The organism is Shewanella sp. FJAT-51649 (assembly GCF_019457435.1).
Lineage (GTDB): Bacteria > Pseudomonadota > Gammaproteobacteria > Enterobacterales > Shewanellaceae > Shewanella > Shewanella mangrovisoli.
On record NZ_CP080411.1, the window covers coordinates 1,206,251 to 1,224,305 of the forward strand.

The following is an 18,055-nucleotide window of genomic DNA, read 5'->3' on the forward strand; positions in this document are numbered from 1 at the left end:
GGCGCGCAATAACGAAGTGGCAATGTAGCTCAGCTGGTTAGAGCACAGCACTCATAATGCTGGGGTCGCAGGTTCAAGTCCCGCCATTGCTACCATTTCGTTATACTAGCGTTTGCTAGCATCAATTCAGGATGTCAACTTGAAGCAGTGCGGGAATGGTGAAATTGGTAGACACGCCAGATTTAGGTTCTGGTGCCGAAAGGTGTGAGAGTTCAAGTCTCTCTTCCCGTACCATTATTTTTAAACATCGGCGTTAGCGGATGTATGAAACAAGTTAGTGATGGGGTATCGCCAAGCGGTAAGGCACCGGGTTTTGATCCCGGCATACCTAGGTTCGAATCCTAGTACCCCAGCCATCATTTCATGTTTCTCAGTTTTTGGGGTATCGCCAAGCGGTAAGGCACCGGGTTTTGATCCCGGCATACCTAGGTTCGAATCCTAGTACCCCAGCCATGGCAATGTAGCTCAGCTGGTTAGAGCACAGCACTCATAATGCTGGGGTCGCAGGTTCAAGTCCCGCCATTGCTACCATATTTAAATCCACGTTAAATCAATTTGATTTATCTGGTAAAAATCCAGAGACGCCTTTGTTTGCCAATCTGGTACATTTTGATGCGGGAATGGTGAAATTGGTAGACACGCCAGATTTAGGTTCTGGTGCCGCGAGGTGTGAGAGTTCAAGTCTCTCTTCCCGTACCATCAAAGTGCAACCTTTTAGGTTGATGACAAGTTAATTGGGGTATCGCCAAGCGGTAAGGCACCGGGTTTTGATCCCGGCATACCTAGGTTCGAATCCTAGTACCCCAGCCATAGTTAAAAAGCCCGTCCTACGACGGGCTTTTTGCTTTCTGCCTTTTATATGTGCTTATCGAGTCACTCTCTCACTACTTCGTTATTTTCCAATCTTCTTTCCGATATCGTTAGCGTGCTATGGCATCACTAGCGCAAGCCTTGAATTTTGGTTATGTGCTAATGGCTAAGATGTGCTTAATTGGCTTAGATTGGTGTTTTTAGAGATAAAAAAGCCACAGTGCTGAATAAACACTGTGGCTGACAGCGACAAAAGTGAAGTGCGACTAAAACGCTCGCCGAGCGTTGATTAGTTATTATTGTACGGATTTTACTTCTTTAACCGCTGCGGGGGCTGCGACTTCGCTCACCGCCTTTTCAAGCACCGCTTCCTGTGTCGCTTTTACATCGCCTGTGGCAACCGCTTTTAGGGGCGCAGCCGCTGGGATTTGTTCTTGCAGCTTTTCCGTGCCAGCATCTATCGCCTTTTGCTGTAGTTTTTGCGGATCTGTGTAGTCAGCCAGTTCTTTAGGCCAGCTCGGTATCAGTTTCTCAGCCTGATCGGTAAATTGCTCAGAGATAATTTTTGGCGAGCCACCCGTAAGCAACATCACCGCCATTTGGTTGGTTTCTGAGTTCCACACAAAGCCTGCTTTTTCGGCCATTTCCGGCACTGGCGTATAGGTCGACACCATATAAAACAGCGGACCTTCTTGTTGGATTTTATCGGCGGTTTTTAGCAGCGATACCGTGGTCTCGTAGTTGTCTCCGAGCAGAGCTTTCATCCGATCTTTAATCAGTGGCTGTTCGAACAGCCCCACGTCATTTGGATTTAATCCGACCAGGGGTTTTAGCAGTGCCCACATGAGTTGGCCTTGGGGTGACATCAATAGCAGCGGGGCAACACAGGCATTAAGCATTAGTGCGAGCCAGATAATGTGTAGGCAACGCATTTTTTTGAGCAGAGTTGTACTCAAGATGATATTTCCTTTGGAAGTACCAGCAAGTCGCCGGCGGCGGATTGTAGCCGATTGCGATTCTGTAAACGAGAGGGGTGAATAAGTAAATTTTTACTGGGATTAGAGAGTAAAAGGTTAAGTTTTATCTAATTGAAATTGCATTGGTTTTACAATTATTTCTGTATTCTCCACTGTTTTTCTCGCTCTACGAGTTTGTGATATTTCCCATCAACTTTGCCGTTATACCGTACTTGTGATGTAAAGAATGTAAAGTTGGGTTTTGTTGATAATAAATATCATTTACTCTCTATTCCATTAACTTTCGTTAATACAGGCTATTAGCTAAAGGTTGGTGGCGATTTAGGCGCTCGCCTAATATCCCTTCTTGAGAGTCAGTCATTGAAATTAAAAGTCAGTAAATCATCGCTTTCCTTCGCTCGGACTATTCATGTTTATGTCTCTATGGCACTGCTGCTGTTAATGCTGTTTTTTGCCGTAACCGGGATCACCTTAAACCATCCCAATTGGTTTTCTTCAGCGGATCAAGAACCGCGACGTGAACAGTTTGATATTCCAAATTATTTAATACCTGCAGCGCCGCAGGAGCCTGAGTGGCGTTTAGCGGCGGGGCATTGGTTAAAAAGCCAGTGGAATATGGATATTGGCACTGCCGATATCGATGAGGATGAGATAAGCCTAGTAAATAAAGGCCCTGGCACCTATCGCACCGTCACCTTAGATCTGCTCGACGGCAAAGCCTATGTTGAGACCTTAGATTATGGCGTTGTTGCGGTGCTCAACGATCTGCACAAGGGGCGCAATACAGGAACGGTATGGGCTTGGGTGTTAGATCTTTGCGCCTTGTTGATTATTCTCTTTTCGCTCACAGGCGCCTATTTGCTGCTGCCTCAAACGAAGCGACTTAAAAAATCCTTGTTTTATATGGTGCTCGTCAGTTCAGGCTGTGCACTTGTGTATGTCTATTTTGTTCCATAGGGAGAACCGATTAATGATGCGTCAGCTTATTCGCACCAGCGCCATCGGTGCGTTGTTTGTGAGTTCAGCGGTATTTGCCGCGCCGAAAATGACCGTTGATTTGACCTTGCCAGAAATTACTGAGGGTCAGTATCACAGACCCTATGTGGCGGTGTGGGTTGAGGATGCTAAGGGCCAAACCGTTAAAACCATAAGCCTATGGGTATGGGATGAGGGCCATAAATGGCTCAAGGACATTCGTCGTTGGTGGCGTAAAGCCGGGCGTGAAGACATGAGCTTTGTCGACGGCATCGCCTCGGCGACCAAGCCTGCAGGCCATTACAAAATTGATTGGGACTTAACGGATGATGCGGGTAAACCGCTGACGCCTGCCTCCTACACAGTGTTTATCGAAGTGGTTCGCGAGCACGGCGGGCGCGACCTCGTGAGGCAAAACCTGGATTTAACGGCGGGGGATTTTACCGCCCAGCTACCAGCAACCACTGAAACTGGCGTGATTGATATTCGCTTAAGCGGTATGACTCGCTAAGCCCTGCACTTTACTGAAAGGATATGAAGATGAAACTACGTTTACTTGCCTTAGTTAGCGCGCTCTGCATCAGCCCATTGGCGAGCAGTCATGATCGCTGGATTTTACCTAGCCACTATAACGTCTCGGCCGAAAGCCAAGAGGCGGTGTGGATCACATCCGACGTGTCCGCCAGTAACCAAGTGTTTATGTTTGATAAACCGGTAACCGCCAGCGATGTGCGTGTGTACTTACCCGATGGTAAGCCAAGTTCCCCAAGTTCAAGCTACACTGGCGGTCGTAAATCGGTTTTCGATGTGCAATTACTGCAAGACGGTAGCTATAAGTTCGAGAAAGAAGTCACGCCGAGATACTTTTCTGTCTACAAAATCAAAGGTAAAGAAGGCATGGTGCGCAGTCGACTCGATAAAAAAGCGACAGCGGCCGTGATGCCAAAGGATGCCTATGAGCTTAAAGGTTCATTAAATGTGGCGCGGGTCGAAACCTATGTGACCCGCAACAAACCCACCGATAAGGTATTAGCGCCGAAAGGTGAATACTTGGAATTGGTGCCTATTACCCATCCCGCTGATATCGTTGAAAATGAACCCGCAACACTGCAGTTTGTTTACGATGGTAAGCCTGTCGAAGGCGTGAGTGTGGCAATTATGAAGGATGGCAGCCTGTACCGTAACAAGCCGGAAGAAATCAGTTTAACTTCGGATAAAGAAGGTAAAGTGGCGATGACGCTGCCCGCTGCTGGTCGTTATCTGCTGCATGCTTCAATCGAACGTCCAAGTCCTGATAAATCGCTTGCCGATAAAACAGTTAGCGAAATCTTTTTGACCTTCGAAGCTGGGCTTGAATAAGCGCAGGCTTTAATGCTCCTCCTTAGCAATGCCCACAAATTTGTTTGTGGGCATTTTGTTTTATCCTACTTAAGTTCGCACTATTATATTTTGGCACTAGCATCTGAGCCTGAGCTTCAGTAAGCTGCACTGGTGCATAGTTCTTGATGCATCCCAAGCGCATAACGATTAGAATAGCGCAATTCCACCCTGATTTTACTGTGTTGACCTTTAGCGTCGGCACGGGTTGCTTTTGTTTTAAAGGAGACGAAAGAAGTTATGACTAAGGTTCCTATGACAGTTGTCGGTGCAGAACAGCTGCGTAAAGAGTTAGATATGCTCAAGTTTGAACGTCGCCCGAAAATCACTGAAGCGATTGCCTCAGCGAGAGAGTTAGGCGATCTAAAGGAAAACGCGGAATATCATGCAGCCCGTGAAGAGCAAGGGATCTGTGAAGCGCGTATTCGTGACATTGAAGGCAAACTTTCTAACGCGCAGATCATCGACGTGACTAAGATGGCGAACAATGGTCGTATCATTTTTGGTACCACTGTGACTATCCTTAATCTGGATACCGATGCGGAAGTGACTTACCGTATCGTGGGCGACGATGAAGCTAACATCAAAGAAAACCTGATTTCAGTTAACTCTCCGATTGCCCGTGGTTTAGTGGGCAAGAATGAAGGTGATGAAGTGTCGATCGCAACCCCTGGTGGTTTGACCGATTACGAAATTATTTCGGTGCAATACATCTAAGTCTTAGTACGCCAGACTCGATTGTTTACCGATAAAAAGCCGCCTAGGGCGGCTTTTTTATGGCCCTTTATGTCTAAAGCGCTTCAAAATCAGTAGCTTAAGTGCACAAATTTGCAAGATGGATAAAGTTTAACTTGCCTCTAAAGCGGCCGTTACCTAAGCTGCATGCTTGGAGCTTTCTATGCATTCATCAAGGTTCTTTACGAAAGCTATCCAAGAAAGCGTGGTTTCTTCTGCAAATATTTCATCACGTAAATGGTTGCGTGTACCTTTTAGGAACTCAGTTTGATTAAGCTCTGGCGCCAAGGATTAATGTTACTCTGCGTGTCGATCATTTTGATCGCCCATGCGGGTGGCTACTATGCGCCGCGCAGCTTAACCGCCCAGCAACAGCATCTGGCGCCTAAAACGGTAGTAACAACTGCGCCTACCGCGGATACGCCGTCACTTACAGCGCAAGAGAACACTGCATCACATCACTCAACGGCACCATCGACTGAAAGCGATAGCCAAGCTGTCTGTGCTGCTGATAAGGCACAAGCCACCGATTGCTCCGAGCCTGAATTAGTCAGTCACTCGGATGATTTTAATTTTGCTCCGGCTAACTCCCAGCGTTTTATCAATCTTGTTCAGCATGATATGCGTGAGGTGAAGCCTGTTTACCTGTTGGCTTTTGAGTTCGAACCTGCGCCTGCGTCCGCATTAGGGGAAAATATTCGCCTCGATGCTCGCCCGGATTGGACCCTCTTAGCCGAATCTTCGCCCGCGCGGATCTCCGGTTGGAAAGTCTCCAACCTCCAATATCGCTTTAGTCAGCAAGCCGCTTAACTCACTTATCTGTCGCAAGTTAGCAAGGCTTATCCATAACGATGCCGTTTGAGTTCATCATCTGAACCAGAGGTCGTTAAGAATACCTTTGATTAACTTTGCATTTTGTCATCCGAAACCTGTACCCGATAACCTAGCATCAAAGCCTGCGGTGTGTACGCCGAAGGTGCGACTAAATCGCATGGGATTTAAATCCATTCGGTTTAGACGGATTTTAATCGGTTATCACCACTGAGTTTGCTCGCATCTAGCGTTCTCCTTGTGGGATCCGTGTTTACAGGTTTCACCGTAATACAGTGATTGTTCGCTCATGTTTATTAGCGCTATTTGCGCTACAGATGGCTATCAGAGCGGGCAATATCATGCGAGTGATATCTATGGATAAAATTCAGAGTAAAAAGCTGCTAAATCATTATTCAGCTTGGAAATACCTTGTGCTTATCGTCACGATTATTGTGATGTTATTCAGTGCATTACCGACTTGGTATGGAGAAGACGCCGCCGTGCAGGTGGGCGCTAAAGCGGGGCTTAACTTAACCCCCATTGAACTGCGGGATAAATTAAAGGCGCAGGGCGTTGAGGTTAAACGTATCGAAGTTAAGCATGCCCAACAGGGCAGTGCCAACAGCTCAGAAGGCGGGCAAACCCTTATCGTGCTCAATGATGACAGCGAGCAAACCTTGGTAAAGACCTTAGTGTCGTCCATGGTGAGTGAGCCGAAAGAGCTCACGCTGGCACTGGTGAGTGCGGCGCCGAGTTGGCTGCAAAATATGGGCTTTGAACCGATTAAACTCGGGCTCGATTTACGCGGTGGGGTGCAATTTCTGCTCGATGTGGATGTGCAGCCTGTCTATCAAGCCCAAGCTGATGCATTAGTGGAGTCCCTTCGACAGTTTTTGCGTGAACAGCAAATTCGCGGCGCCAGTGTGCGTATTGATAGCACGCGCGATGACGCAGGGTCGCAAATCGCAATTGCATTTAATGACGCGGCTCAATCTGCCAATAACGCGCGCTCAGCCATTCGCCAGTTTATGCAGCAAAGCTACCCGACTTGGCAATTAACCAATGCGGATAATGGCTTAGTGGTCAAACTCGCTCAAGAAGAGCAAATCAAGTTACGTAATTTAACCGTGCAGCAAAACCTGCAAATTATGCGTAGCCGGATTGAAGAGTTAGGGATTACAGAAGCCTTAGTACAGCGTCAGGGCGAACACCGTATTCGTATCGAATTGCCCGGTGTTCAAGACCCGGCTGCCGCGAAAAACGTGATTGGTGCGACCGCAAGTCTGGCCTTTTTTGAAGTTAAAGAATCGGGTTCAGTGAATGCGCAGGTGCTGAAGGATAAATCTGGCAATCCTGTTTATGTGGCCCGCACGCCCGTATTGGGCGGCGATCATATTGTCGATGCCCGCGCCAATATTGGCGAAATGGGCATGGCCGAAGTGAACATTCACCTCGACCGTATCGGCGGTCAAAAAATGTCGGAGTTCTCCCGCGCTAATATCGGTAAGCCGATGGCAACATCCTACAGCGAATATAGCCGGGATGAGCAGGGCAAAGCTAAGCAAACCCAAGAGATCATCAGTGTCGCAACCATTCAATCACAGCTCGGAGATCGCTTTAGAATTACGGGCGCAGGCACCTATCAAGAGGCGCAGCAATTAGCCTTGCTGCTACGAGCGGGCTCAATGACGGCGCCCGTGGCCATTGTTGAAGAGCGCACCATTGGCCCAACCCTTGGCGCCGAGAACATCCAAAACGGCTTTGCTGCGCTCGGCCTTGGTATGGGAATTACCTTGCTGTTTATGGCGCTCTGGTATCGCCGTCTTGGTTGGGTGGCCAATGTGGCCTTGATTGCTAACATGGTGATCCTCTTTGGTTTGTTGGCGCTGATCCCCGGCGCGGTATTGACCTTACCCGGTATTGCCGGTCTGGTGTTAACGGTCGGGATGGCGGTCGATACCAACGTACTGATCTTCGAGCGGATTAAAGACAAGTTGAAAGAGGGGCGCAGCTTCGCTCTCGCTATCGACACTGGCTTTGACAGTGCGTTTTCAACCATTTTCGACGCTAACTTCACCACTATGATTACCGCGGTTGTGCTCTATTCCATCGGTAATGGTCCCATCCAAGGCTTTGCCTTGACCTTAGGTTTGGGCCTGCTAACCAGTATGTTTACCGGTATTTTTGCCTCAAGAGCCTTAATCAACCTAGTGTATGGGCGTGATGCGCGCCGCCATGTGAGGGTATAACTATGAAGAATATCAATCTGACTAAATGGCGTTATGTATCGAGCGCTATCTCTATCTTTTTAATGCTGGCCTCACTCACCATCATCGGGATGAAAGGCTTTAACTGGGGCTTAGACTTTACTGGCGGTGTGGTGACTGAGGTTCAGCTCGACAGGCGTATCACCAGCAGCGAGTTGCAACCCTTATTGAACGCGGCTTATCAGCAAGAGGTGACGGTGATTTCGGCCAGTGAGCCCGGACGTTGGGTATTGCGCTATGCAGACACTGCACAAAGTAATGTCGATATTGCGCAAACCTTAGCGCCACTGGGTGAGGTACAAGTGCTAAACACCAGTATTGTCGGCCCGCAAGTGGGTAAAGAGTTAGCCGAGCAGGGCGGTCTTGCCCTGTTGGTGGCGATGCTGTGTATCTTAGGGTATTTGAGTTATCGCTTCGAATGGCGTCTCGCCTCCGGCGCGTTATTTGCGCTGGTGCACGACGTAATTTTTGTGCTCGCCTTTTTCTCATTAACCCAGATGGAGTTTAATTTAACCGTGCTCGCTGCCGTGCTGGCGATTTTAGGTTATTCACTCAACGATTCGATCATTATCGCCGACCGGATTCGGGAGTTATTGATTGCTAAGCCAAAGCTTGCTATTCAGGAGATTAATAACCAAGCGATTGTGGCGACCTTTTCCCGTACCATGGTGACCTCGGGAACCACCTTAATGACGGTCGGAGCGTTATGGATTATGGGTGGTGGGCCGTTGGAAGGATTCTCGATAGCCATGTTTATCGGCATCTTGACTGGTACTTTCTCATCGATATCGGTCGGGACTTCATTGCCCGAGTTTTTGGGATTAACGCCAGAGCATTATAAAGTGCAAGTCGTCACCGACACGCCTTAAAGGGCTAAAAACAAAACGGCCACTCGCTTGAGTGGCCGTTTTGTTTAAGGCTGGAAAATTACTTCGCTCTTGGCAGGGCAATTTTCATTTCAGGCGATTGACGATAAATCACCAGAATATGACCAATAAGTTGCACTTTTGCAGATTGAGTTTCACGTACTATGGCATCAACGATGGCATTTTTTAGCTCTCTATCGGTAGAGGCTACTTTCACTTTAATCAGTTCATGATAAGCGAGTGCGCTTTCAATTTCAGCGAGTACACCTTCAGTCAATCCATTGGCACCAAGCAGCACCACTGGCTTTAAATTGTGCGCCAGACCTTTTAAATGCTGTTTTTGTTTGGTTGTTAAGTTCATTTCTACCAACTTTTGCTGAGTTACTGTTGAAAAACCGCTATTCTACCCTTATATAGCCCTTGTGTAACTCTCAATTGTTGCGGATTTTAAATGTCAGGTAAAAAACGTACGGCCAGTTCCACCCGTTGGATGCAGGAACACTTTGATGATCATTATGTCAAACTAGCACAGAAACGGGGATTGCGTTCTCGCGCTGCGTTCAAGCTTGAGGAGCTCCAGGAGAAGGACCAATTGATCCGCCCTGGTATGACTGTGGTGGACTTAGGTGCGGCTCCTGGTGGTTGGTCTCAAATAGCCGTCAAGCTGACCGGAGATAAAGGTAAAGTGATCGCCTGCGATATTTTACCAATGGATCCCATCGTCGGCGTGGATTTCTTGCAAGGGGACTTTCGTGAAGAGAAAGTGCTCGAAGCATTGCTAACTCGCGTCGGTGCGGATAAGGTTGACGTTGTATTGTCTGATATGGCGCCCAACATGAGTGGTTCCGATGGTGTCGATCAGCCGCGCGCCATGTATTTAGTCGAACTGGCGTTAGATATGTGTCATCAAGTATTGGCACCTAACGGCAGTTTTGCGGTCAAAGTCTTTCAGGGGGAGGGGTTTGACGAATATATGAAGGCGGTAAAAGACGCATTCAAAGTAGTAAAAACACGTAAACCGGACTCGTCGCGGGCACGCTCCCGTGAAGTCTATCTTGTGGCGACAGGGTACAAGTTGTAGTACCCTAGCGTTAATCATCGCAAGACTTTATGAGGTCTAGTAATTTGAGTGACATGGCAAAAAATCTAATACTCTGGGTTGTCATCGCCGTCGTGCTGATGTCAGTGTTTCAGGGTTACTCCCCCTCTTCTTCGTCATCGCAGAAGATGGATTATTCTACTTTCCTAGACAATGTTCGTGATGGACAAGTCGCCAGTGTTGAAGTGAAAAGTGACCAACGTACTATCGAAGGTTCTAAGCGCACGGGCGAAAAATTCACGACCATCATGCCACTGTATGACCAAGATTTGATTAATGATCTTGACCGTAAAGGCATCACCATGAAAGGCCAAGAGGCCGAAGAGTCGGGTTTCTTAACCCAGATCTTTATTTCTTGGTTCCCGATGTTGTTGCTGATTGGGGTATGGATTTTCTTTATGCGCCAGATGCAGGGCGGCGGTGGCAAAGGCGCTATGTCCTTTGGCAAGAGCAAAGCCAAGCTGATGAGCGAAGACCAAATCAAGACCACTTTTGCTGACGTTGCAGGCTGTGATGAAGCCAAAGAAGAAGTGAAAGAGCTGGTCGATTATCTGCGTGATCCAACCAAATTCCAAAAACTGGGTGGCCGTATTCCAACGGGCGTGCTCATGGTTGGCCCACCAGGTACAGGTAAAACCTTACTGGCTAAAGCGATTGCGGGCGAGTCAAAGGTACCTTTCTTTACCATTTCGGGTTCTGACTTCGTAGAAATGTTCGTCGGTGTTGGTGCATCTCGGGTGCGTGACATGTTCGAACAGGCGAAAAAATCAGCCCCTTGTATTATCTTCATCGACGAAATCGATGCCGTAGGTCGCCAACGTGGCGCTGGCTTAGGTGGCGGTCACGATGAGCGTGAGCAAACCCTTAACCAAATGCTGGTTGAGATGGACGGCTTCGAAGGTAACGAAGGGATTATCGTGATTGCGGCGACCAACCGCCCTGACGTATTGGACTCTGCGCTGCTGCGTCCAGGTCGTTTCGACCGTCAAGTGGTTGTGGGTCTACCGGACGTTCGCGGTCGTGAGCAAATCCTTAAAGTGCATATGCGTAAAGTACCACTTTCTGAAGATGTGAAAGCAAGCGTAATTGCCCGCGGTACTCCAGGTTTCTCCGGTGCCGATTTAGCTAACTTAGTTAACGAAGCGGCTCTGTTTGCGGCGCGCGGTAACCGCCGTGTTGTCGGTATGGAAGAATTCGAGCGTGCAAAAGACAAGATCATGATGGGTGCTGAGCGCCGCTCTATGGTGATGTCAGAAGCCGAGAAAGAAATGACTGCATACCACGAAGCGGGTCACGCGATTGTGGGCTGTTTAGTGCCAGAGCATGATCCTGTGCACAAAGTTACCATTATCCCGCGTGGTCGTGCGCTGGGGGTGACCTTCTTCTTACCTGAGGCCGATGCGATTAGCCAAAGCCGTCGTAAGTTAGAAAGCCAGATTTCGGTTGCCTACGGTGGTCGTTTAGCCGAAGAGCTGATCTACGGCAGTGAAAAAGTGTCTACAGGCGCTTCACAAGACATTAAATATGCGACGTCGATTGCCCGTAACATGGTGACTCAGTGGGGCTTCTCCGACAAACTCGGTCCATTACTCTATGCCGAGGAAGAAGGTGAAGTGTTCTTAGGTCGTAGCATGGGTAAAGCCAAGGCGATGTCCGATGAAACCGCGACGGTTATCGATGCTGAGGTGAAAGCCTTTATCGATAAAAACTATGGCCGTGCTAAGCAAATCCTGCTGGATAACATCGATATTCTACATTCGATGAAAGACGCGCTGATGAAGTATGAAACCATTGATTCACTGCAAATTGACGATTTAATGAACCGTCGCGAAGTGCGTCAGCCTGCCGATTGGCAAGCGGATGACAATGGTTCAAACGACAAAGGCAATGGCAAAGGTGAACCTGCCGTTAAAGTCGACGAAGTGGTAAAAACCGCTCCCGCTGAGGCAGAGCTGAAAGATGCCGATGAGTCACCCGTTAAGTAGCGGTTGTTAATTGAAAGAGAACCCCGTTAAGGGGTTTTCTTGTTTTATCTTGCTAGAAAATTGACTGCGCTGTCATTCAATATAAATCAGTCACATGAGTGAACAGCGCAGAAAACGGATGAAACGCGCTAGCAAGCTGTCCCAAATGGAGTCAATGCGTGTTTGAATTAATTGCTGGAACCAAACGTTTATCCTTAGCCTCGCCCGTCGTAATGGGCATTCTGAATGTTACTCCCGATTCTTTTTCCGACGGTGGAAAGTTCTCTTCCTTTGAATTAGCTTGCCAACATGCTGATGAGATGGTCGCCCAAGGGGCGCTTATCATAGACATCGGTGGCGAGTCGACAAGGCCGGGTGCGGCCGATGTGACGGTTGAGGATGAACTCGCCCGTGTTATCCCTTTGGTGGAATATGTGGCGAAACACCATGATGTGTGGATTTCGGTCGATACCAGTAAACCAGAAGTGATGCGCCAAGCGGTGAATGCTGGCGCGCATTTAATCAACGATGTGCGTGCCTTATTGGAGCCTGGGGCTTTAGAGGCCGCGGCGCAGCTGAATGTACCCATTTGTTTGATGCACATGCAGGGCGCGCCGCGCAGTATGCAAACTGCGCCCGAATACCAAGACCTTGTTGCTGATGTTTCTGAGTTTTTGTACGAGCGTATTCAAGCCTGCATCGATGCGGGGATCCCGCGGGAGCGATTGTTAATCGACCCGGGTTTTGGCTTTGGTAAAACCTTAGAACACAACTATGAACTGCTGGCGAAGTTAGATAGTTTTGAGCAGTTTGAGCTGCCGATATTGATAGGTTTATCCCGTAAGAGCATGATAGGAAACCTCCTTGCTAGACCGACCTCCGAGCGTCTAGCGGGGAGCCTTGCTGGCGCCATGATAGCGGCCCAGAAAGGGGCACATATCATTCGTGTCCATGATGTCCCTGAAACTGTCGATGTGCTGAAAGTGTTACAAGCGACACAGGCATATCTATAAAGGCTATTTTTGTTAAGTATTTCATTAATATTATGATCCCAACCGAAGGGACACATTGAAGTTTGTGGGGCAATATGAGCGAACGTAAATTTTTTGGAACCGATGGTATTCGTGGCAAGGTAGGTTCAGGCCAGATGACTCCCGAGCTGGCATTAAAGTTGGGTTGGGCTGCTGGGCGGGTGTTATCCCGCAGCGGCACGAAAAAAGTGATTATTGGTAAAGATACCCGTATTTCGGGTTATATGTTTGAGTCTGCTTTAGAGGCGGGTTTATCGGCTGCGGGTCTCAATGTGATGTTGATGGGGCCAATGCCAACACCTGCTGTGGCTTATCTCACTCGCACTTTCCGCGCCGAAGCAGGGGTGGTGATCAGTGCATCCCACAATCCATACTATGATAACGGCATTAAATTTTTCTCAACCGATGGCAGCAAGCTCGACGATAACCTAGAACTGGAAATTGAAGCCGAATTAGAAAAGCCCTTAGAGTGTGTTGAATCACATCTATTGGGCAAAGTGTCACGTATTGAAGATGCACGTGGCCGTTATATTGAATACTGCAAGGGCAACTTCCCAGCGGATCAAACCCTCACAGGGTTAAAAATTGTCGTGGACTGTGCTCACGGTGCGACCTATCACATTGCTCCTGCGGTATTTCGTGAGTTAGGCGCAGAGGTGATTACCATTGGTGATAAGCCCAATGGCGTCAACATCAATGACAAAGTGGGCGCCACGTCCATGGCAAAAATTTGCGAAACCGTATTGACAGAGGGCGCCGATTTAGGGATTGCGCTTGATGGTGACGGCGACCGTATCATGATGGTCAACAGCCGCGGTGAAGTAATCGATGGCGACCAAATCCTCTATATTCTGGCCTGTGATGCTAAAGCCCGTGGCGTGCTGCGTGGTGGCGTTGTCGGCACGCTTATGTCTAACCTCGGTCTCGATTTAGCCTTGCAAGCCTTAGATATTCCTTTTGCCCGCTCTAAAGTGGGTGACCGTTATGTGATGGAGTTATTGAAAGAACTCGATTGGCGCATCGGCGGTGAAAACTCGGGTCATATCCTTAACCTTGACCATGGTACGACGGGTGATGGTATCGTGGCGGGTATCTTGGTACTGGCGGCAATGCGTCGACAAAATGCCACACTAGAACAACTCACTGCCCCGATGGAGATGTTGCCACAGGTGTTAGTGAATGTGCGCTTTGAGGGGGAACACGACCCATTAAGCTCAGATAAAGTCAAAGCCGCTCAGGCTCAGGTTGAGTCACAACTGGGTGCCCGTGGTCGCGTATTGCTACGTAAATCTGGTACTGAACCGTTAATTCGTGTGATGGTTGAAGGTGATGATCACAATACTGTGTTAGCGCACGCCAATTTGATTGCAGATGCGGTAAAATCGGCGAGCTAATCAAACTAATCTTTAGTCGAGTGCAGCTGATACCGATTTAAAATGAAGGTGTTAGCTGCATTAATGAGCAAGAATAGGGTTTGGCGTGTAAAAAGTAAGCATTCCAACCTAATATCTGAAAAATTTCGAATTTAGCTATTGTAACTTAATAAGTGGTTCGCTATTATTCACGCCGCTTTCAGAGGAGACAGTGATGGCACTCAGACGTCCTATGGTAGCTGGCAATTGGAAGATGAACGGCAGTGCGGCATTAGCCCAAGAGTTGTTCAAGAAATTTGCCTCAAAGCTCCAAAATGATTCAGCTGAAGTGGTTTTATGCCCGCCTTCTATCTATCTAGAAAGCGTCAGGCAACTGCTAGAAGCAAACAAGGAAGCGTTAGACGGTTCACTTGTTAGGATGGGCGCTCAGAATTTAAGTCAACATGACTTTGGCGCTTATACCGGAGAAGTTTCGGGCCAGATGCTTAAAGATTGCGGATGTCGATATGTCATTATCGGGCATTCAGAACGTCGCCGTATGTACGGAGAGACGAGTAATATCGTAGCGGAGAAATTCGCCGCTGCACAAAAGCACGGCCTAACCCCAATCTTATGTGTGGGTGAGTCGGGTCCAGCACGTGAAGCAAGACGTACCTTTGAGGTAATTGCGGAAGAGTTGGATATAGTGATCCAGAAAAATGGCACTATGGCTTTTGATAATGCCATTATCGCTTACGAGCCATTATGGGCTGTGGGGACTGGTAAGAGCGCGACACCAGAGCAGGCACAAGAAGTACATGCGTTTATACGCAAACGTCTCTCTGAAGTGTCTCCGTTTATCGGAGAAAATATCAGGATTTTGTACGGTGGCAGTGTGACACCGAGTAACGCGGCAGATTTATTTGCCCAACCTGATGTTGATGGTGGACTGATTGGCGGTGCCAGTTTAAACTCTACCGAGTTTTTAAGTCTGTGTACCATAGCGATGAGCGCATAATATGTATGAAGTTTTAGTGGTTGTTTACTTGTTGGTTGCATTAGGTTTAATTGGCCTGATCTTAATCCAGCAAGGTAAAGGAGCTGACATGGGGGCCTCGTTTGGCGCCGGTGCATCAGGTACCTTATTCGGTTCAAGCGGTTCAGGTAACTTCCTGACACGTACAACGGCGATTCTGGCCATTGCGTTTTTCACGTTAAGTCTGCTGATTGGCAACTTAAGTGCAAACCACGCAAAAAATGAAGATGCATGGAAAAATTTAGGTTCTGATGAACAGGTAACTCAACCAGTTGATCAAGCAACCGAAAAGTCAGAAACGAAAATTCCTGACTAGTAAAAGGTGTCGCCGAGGTGGTGAAATTGGTAGACGCGCAGCCTTGAGGTGGCTGTGTCCTAACGGACGTGCGGGTTCAAGTCCCGCTCTCGGCACCATAATATAGCTAAGTGAGACGAAGTAAGCGCTGACTTAGTTATTGCAAGAAAAGACGATAGTCAATATACTTGCACACAGTTGACGCGGGGTGGAGCAGCTTGGTAGCTCGTCGGGCTCATAACCCGAAGGTCGTCGGTTCAAATCCGGCCCCCGCAACCAGCTCCTAGTAACGAATAGTATTTGAATTCGTTATGGTTTACAGGTTCTTGAAGCTAATAACCTCGTCATTACGGGGTTTTTTGTTATCTGGGACTTTTAGATTTGTCGTATCCGATACGACGCTTTACTAGGGCTATTAAGCCCTTTTTTGTTTTTTCCGGGGGTCAATTTTGGCAACATTAGAATCCAGACTGGCAGACATGCTCAAAGTGCCTGTGGAGGCATTAGGCTTCCAACTTTGGGGTATTGAATATGTACAAGCGGGTAAACATTCAATCCTGCGCGTGTTCATTGATGGTGAGAATGGTATCAATATCGAAGATTGTGCCAACGTAAGTCGCCAAGTCAGCGCTGTACTCGATGTTGAAGACCCTATTTCGACCGAATATACCTTAGAGGTTTCTTCACCAGGAGTAGATAGACCGCTGTTCACTGCTGAACAATATGCGGCCTACGTTGGAGAGGATGTCAAGCTTCAACTGACTATGCCTGTCGCGGGCAGTCGTAATTTAAAAGGCGCCATTACACAGGTTGACGGCCAAATGCTGTCACTCAATGTGAATGGTAAAGAGCTAGTTGTCGCCTTGGATAATATCCGTAAAGGCAACATCATCGCTAAGTTTTGATGGTTTCAAGGTGAACGAGGCAAGACGAAATGAATAAAGAGATTCTGCTAGTCGCTGAGGCGGTTTCAAATGAAAAGGCCGTTCCACGCGAGAAAATTTTTGAAGCGCTAGAAACTGCGCTGGCAACTGCAACCAAGAAAAAATACGAAGGCGATATCGACGTTCGTGTTTCTATCGACCGTAAAACTGGCGCCTATGAAACGTTCCGTCGCTGGATGGTTATCGACGATAACGGTGTTGCGTTAGAAAACCCATACCGCGAAATCACCTTGGAAGCTGCGCGTTACGAAAACCCAGAAATCCAACCTGGCGATTACATCGAAGATCAGATCGAATCTGTGGCCTTCGACCGTATTACTACCCAAACCGCTAAGCAAGTGATCGTACAAAAAGTACGTGAAGCAGAGCGTGCACAAGTCGTTGAACAGTTCCAAGATAAAGAAGGCGAGCTGATCACTGGTGTGGTGAAAAAAGCGACCCGTGAAAGCGTGGTAGTTGACTTAGGTAACAACGCTGATGGCGTATTGTTCCGTGAAGATTTAATTTCACGTGAATCTTTCCGTCCAGGTGACCGCGTACGTGCTTTATTGTACTCAGTACGTCCAGAAGCTCGCGGCGCGCAGTTATTCTTAACTCGCACTAAGCCAGACATGCTGATTGAGCTGTTCCGTGTTGAAGTACCGGAAATAGCCGATGAGCTTATTGAAGTGATGGGCGCTGCCCGTGATCCAGGTGCACGCGCTAAGATCGCCGTGAAGTCAAACGACCGTCGTATCGACCCAATCGGTGCTTGCGTCGGTATGCGTGGCGCACGTGTACAAGCGGTTTCGAATGAATTAGGCGGCGAGCGTGTCGATATCGTGTTGTGGGATGATAATCCAGCACAATATGTGATCAACGCAATGGCACCTGCCGATGTGGCTTCTATCATCGTTGATGAAGACAACCACTCAATGGATATCGCCGTTGAAGCGGAAAGTTTGGCACAAGCCATTGGCCGTAACGGTCAAAACGTGCGTTTAGCGACTCAACTAACCGGTTGGGAACTGAACGTGATGACAGTTGAAGACATGAACAAGAAGCACCAAGCCGAGAGCGCTAAGGTGAAGAGCTTATTCATGGAAGCACTGGATGTAGATGAAGATTTTGCTCAAGTACTGGCTGACGAAGGCTTTACTTCTCTCGAAGAAGTGGCTTACGTGCCTGTATCTGAATTATTGGCAATTGATGGCTTCGATGAAGATATCGTTGAAGCATTACGTGAGCGTGCTAAAGCGGCGATCTCAACTCGAGCTCTCGCCTCTGAAGAAGCACTAGATGGTGTGGAGCCAAGTGAAGAGTTATTAGCACTTGAAGGTGTTGAAAGACACTTAGCCTATGTTTTAGCAAGCAAAGGTATCGTGACTCTAGAAGACTTGGCTGAACAAGGCATTGATGATTTGATCGAAATTGAAGAATTGACAGAAGAAAAAGCAGGTGCGCTGATCATGGCTGCCCGCAACATCTGTTGGTTTGGCGAAGAAGCATAAGTCGATCAACAGGGGGATTTAACT

At 48.0% G+C, this 18,055-nt stretch carries 17 protein-coding genes and 9 tRNA genes; 24 read left to right on the forward strand and 2 right to left on the reverse strand.

Translation table 11 applies throughout. The features are described 5' to 3' along the window. The first annotated feature begins 18 nt into the window (after positions 1 to 18). The 7 genes from K0H59_RS05435 (at position 19) to K0H59_RS05465 (ending at position 810) form a co-directional block, all read left to right on the forward strand. Positions 19 to 95 (forward strand) — tRNA-Met (locus K0H59_RS05435). Between the two features lie 54 nt (positions 96 to 149). Next, positions 150 to 234, forward strand: a tRNA-Leu gene (locus K0H59_RS05440). A gap of 47 nt (positions 235 to 281) precedes the next feature. After that, positions 282 to 356, forward strand: a tRNA-Gln gene (locus K0H59_RS05445). 22 nt (positions 357 to 378) lie between these two features. Beyond that, positions 379 to 453, forward strand: a tRNA-Gln gene (locus tag K0H59_RS05450). Between the two features lies 1 nt (position 454). Beyond that, a tRNA-Met gene (locus K0H59_RS05455) sits at positions 455 to 531 on the forward strand. A gap of 83 nt (positions 532 to 614) precedes the next feature. Further along, positions 615 to 699: transfer RNA gene (locus K0H59_RS05460), tRNA-Leu, on the forward strand. 36 nt (positions 700 to 735) lie between these two features. Then, positions 736 to 810: transfer RNA gene (locus K0H59_RS05465), tRNA-Gln, on the forward strand. A gap of 296 nt (positions 811 to 1,106) precedes the next feature. Here K0H59_RS05465 and K0H59_RS05470 read toward each other — a convergent pair. Next, positions 1,107 to 1,742, reverse strand: coding sequence for a hypothetical protein (locus K0H59_RS05470; protein ID WP_220055557.1), 636 nt, complete (start codon positions 1,740 to 1,742; stop codon positions 1,107 to 1,109). Positions 1,743 to 2,147: 405 nt separating this feature from the next. Between K0H59_RS05470 and K0H59_RS05475 the strand changes: the two genes are divergently transcribed. The 7 genes from K0H59_RS05475 (at position 2,148) to secF (ending at position 8,823) form a co-directional block, all read left to right on the forward strand. Further along, entirely contained in the window at positions 2,148 to 2,744 is a 597-nt protein-coding gene (locus tag K0H59_RS05475) for a PepSY-associated TM helix domain-containing protein (protein ID WP_220054906.1), read from the forward strand. Positions 2,745 to 2,760: 16 nt separating this feature from the next. Continuing rightward, entirely contained in the window at positions 2,761 to 3,273 is a 513-nt protein-coding gene (locus tag K0H59_RS05480; protein ID WP_041412944.1) for a DUF2271 domain-containing protein, read from the forward strand. Positions 3,274 to 3,302: 29 nt separating this feature from the next. After that, entirely contained in the window at positions 3,303 to 4,121 is an 819-nt protein-coding gene (locus tag K0H59_RS05485; protein WP_220054907.1) for a DUF4198 domain-containing protein, read from the forward strand. Positions 4,122 to 4,379: 258 nt separating this feature from the next. After that, on the forward strand, positions 4,380 to 4,856 hold the full coding sequence (gene greA, locus K0H59_RS05490; protein ID WP_011621805.1) for a transcription elongation factor GreA: 477 nt from the start codon (positions 4,380 to 4,382) through the stop codon (positions 4,854 to 4,856). A 312-nt stretch (positions 4,857 to 5,168) separates the two neighbouring features. Beyond that, positions 5,169 to 5,684 (forward strand): hypothetical protein, encoded by a 516-nt coding sequence (locus K0H59_RS05495; RefSeq protein WP_220055558.1) that lies wholly within the window; start codon positions 5,169 to 5,171, stop codon positions 5,682 to 5,684. A gap of 377 nt (positions 5,685 to 6,061) precedes the next feature. Beyond that, positions 6,062 to 7,936 (forward strand): protein translocase subunit SecD, encoded by a 1,875-nt coding sequence (secD, locus tag K0H59_RS05500; RefSeq protein WP_220054908.1) that lies wholly within the window; start codon positions 6,062 to 6,064, stop codon positions 7,934 to 7,936. 2 nt (positions 7,937 to 7,938) lie between these two features. Then, positions 7,939 to 8,823: a protein translocase subunit SecF gene (gene secF / locus K0H59_RS05505; RefSeq protein ID WP_220054909.1), complete on the forward strand. Its 885-nt coding sequence runs from the start codon at positions 7,939 to 7,941 to the stop codon at positions 8,821 to 8,823. Between the two features lie 58 nt (positions 8,824 to 8,881). Here the strand turns inward: secF and yhbY are convergent, their stop codons facing one another. After that, positions 8,882 to 9,181 (reverse strand): ribosome assembly RNA-binding protein YhbY, encoded by a 300-nt coding sequence (gene yhbY, locus K0H59_RS05510; protein ID WP_011716136.1) that lies wholly within the window; start codon positions 9,179 to 9,181, stop codon positions 8,882 to 8,884. Between the two features lie 90 nt (positions 9,182 to 9,271). Between yhbY and rlmE the strand changes: the two genes are divergently transcribed. The 10 genes from rlmE to nusA all read left to right on the forward strand — a co-directional run bounded on the left by rlmE (position 9,272) and on the right by nusA (position 18,031). After that, the gene (rlmE, locus tag K0H59_RS05515) at positions 9,272 to 9,901 is read left to right on the forward strand and encodes a 23S rRNA (uridine(2552)-2'-O)-methyltransferase RlmE (RefSeq protein ID WP_011621809.1); all 630 of its coding nucleotides are present in this window, start codon (positions 9,272 to 9,274) and stop codon (positions 9,899 to 9,901) included. A 29-nt stretch (positions 9,902 to 9,930) separates the two neighbouring features. Beyond that, positions 9,931 to 11,904, forward strand: a complete 1,974-nt coding sequence (gene ftsH, locus K0H59_RS05520) for an ATP-dependent zinc metalloprotease FtsH (protein WP_220054910.1) — start codon at positions 9,931 to 9,933, stop codon at positions 11,902 to 11,904. Positions 11,905 to 12,062: 158 nt separating this feature from the next. Next, positions 12,063 to 12,896: a dihydropteroate synthase gene (gene folP, locus K0H59_RS05525; RefSeq protein ID WP_220054911.1), complete on the forward strand. Its 834-nt coding sequence runs from the start codon at positions 12,063 to 12,065 to the stop codon at positions 12,894 to 12,896. Between the two features lie 74 nt (positions 12,897 to 12,970). Further along, positions 12,971 to 14,308 carry a phosphoglucosamine mutase gene (gene glmM, locus K0H59_RS05530; RefSeq protein ID WP_023268278.1) on the forward strand — a complete coding sequence of 446 codons (1,338 nt, stop codon included), beginning with the start codon at positions 12,971 to 12,973 and terminating at the stop codon, positions 14,306 to 14,308. Between the two features lie 193 nt (positions 14,309 to 14,501). Next, positions 14,502 to 15,284 carry a triose-phosphate isomerase gene (gene tpiA, locus K0H59_RS05535; RefSeq protein WP_011071430.1) on the forward strand — a complete coding sequence of 261 codons (783 nt, stop codon included), beginning with the start codon at positions 14,502 to 14,504 and terminating at the stop codon, positions 15,282 to 15,284. A 1-nt stretch (position 15,285) separates the two neighbouring features. Beyond that, a complete protein-coding gene (secG, locus tag K0H59_RS05540) occupies positions 15,286 to 15,618 on the forward strand; it encodes a preprotein translocase subunit SecG (RefSeq protein WP_011625494.1) in 333 nt (110 codons plus the stop codon). Between the two features lie 11 nt (positions 15,619 to 15,629). After that, a tRNA-Leu gene (locus tag K0H59_RS05545) sits at positions 15,630 to 15,716 on the forward strand. Between the two features lie 83 nt (positions 15,717 to 15,799). Then, positions 15,800 to 15,876: transfer RNA gene (locus K0H59_RS05550), tRNA-Met, on the forward strand. Positions 15,877 to 16,046: 170 nt separating this feature from the next. Then, positions 16,047 to 16,502, forward strand: a complete 456-nt coding sequence (gene rimP, locus K0H59_RS05555; protein ID WP_011716141.1) for a ribosome maturation factor RimP — start codon at positions 16,047 to 16,049, stop codon at positions 16,500 to 16,502. A gap of 29 nt (positions 16,503 to 16,531) precedes the next feature. Continuing rightward, positions 16,532 to 18,031, forward strand: coding sequence for a transcription termination factor NusA (nusA, locus tag K0H59_RS05560; protein ID WP_088210878.1), 1,500 nt, complete (start codon positions 16,532 to 16,534; stop codon positions 18,029 to 18,031). Positions 18,032 to 18,055 lie beyond the last annotated feature (24 nt).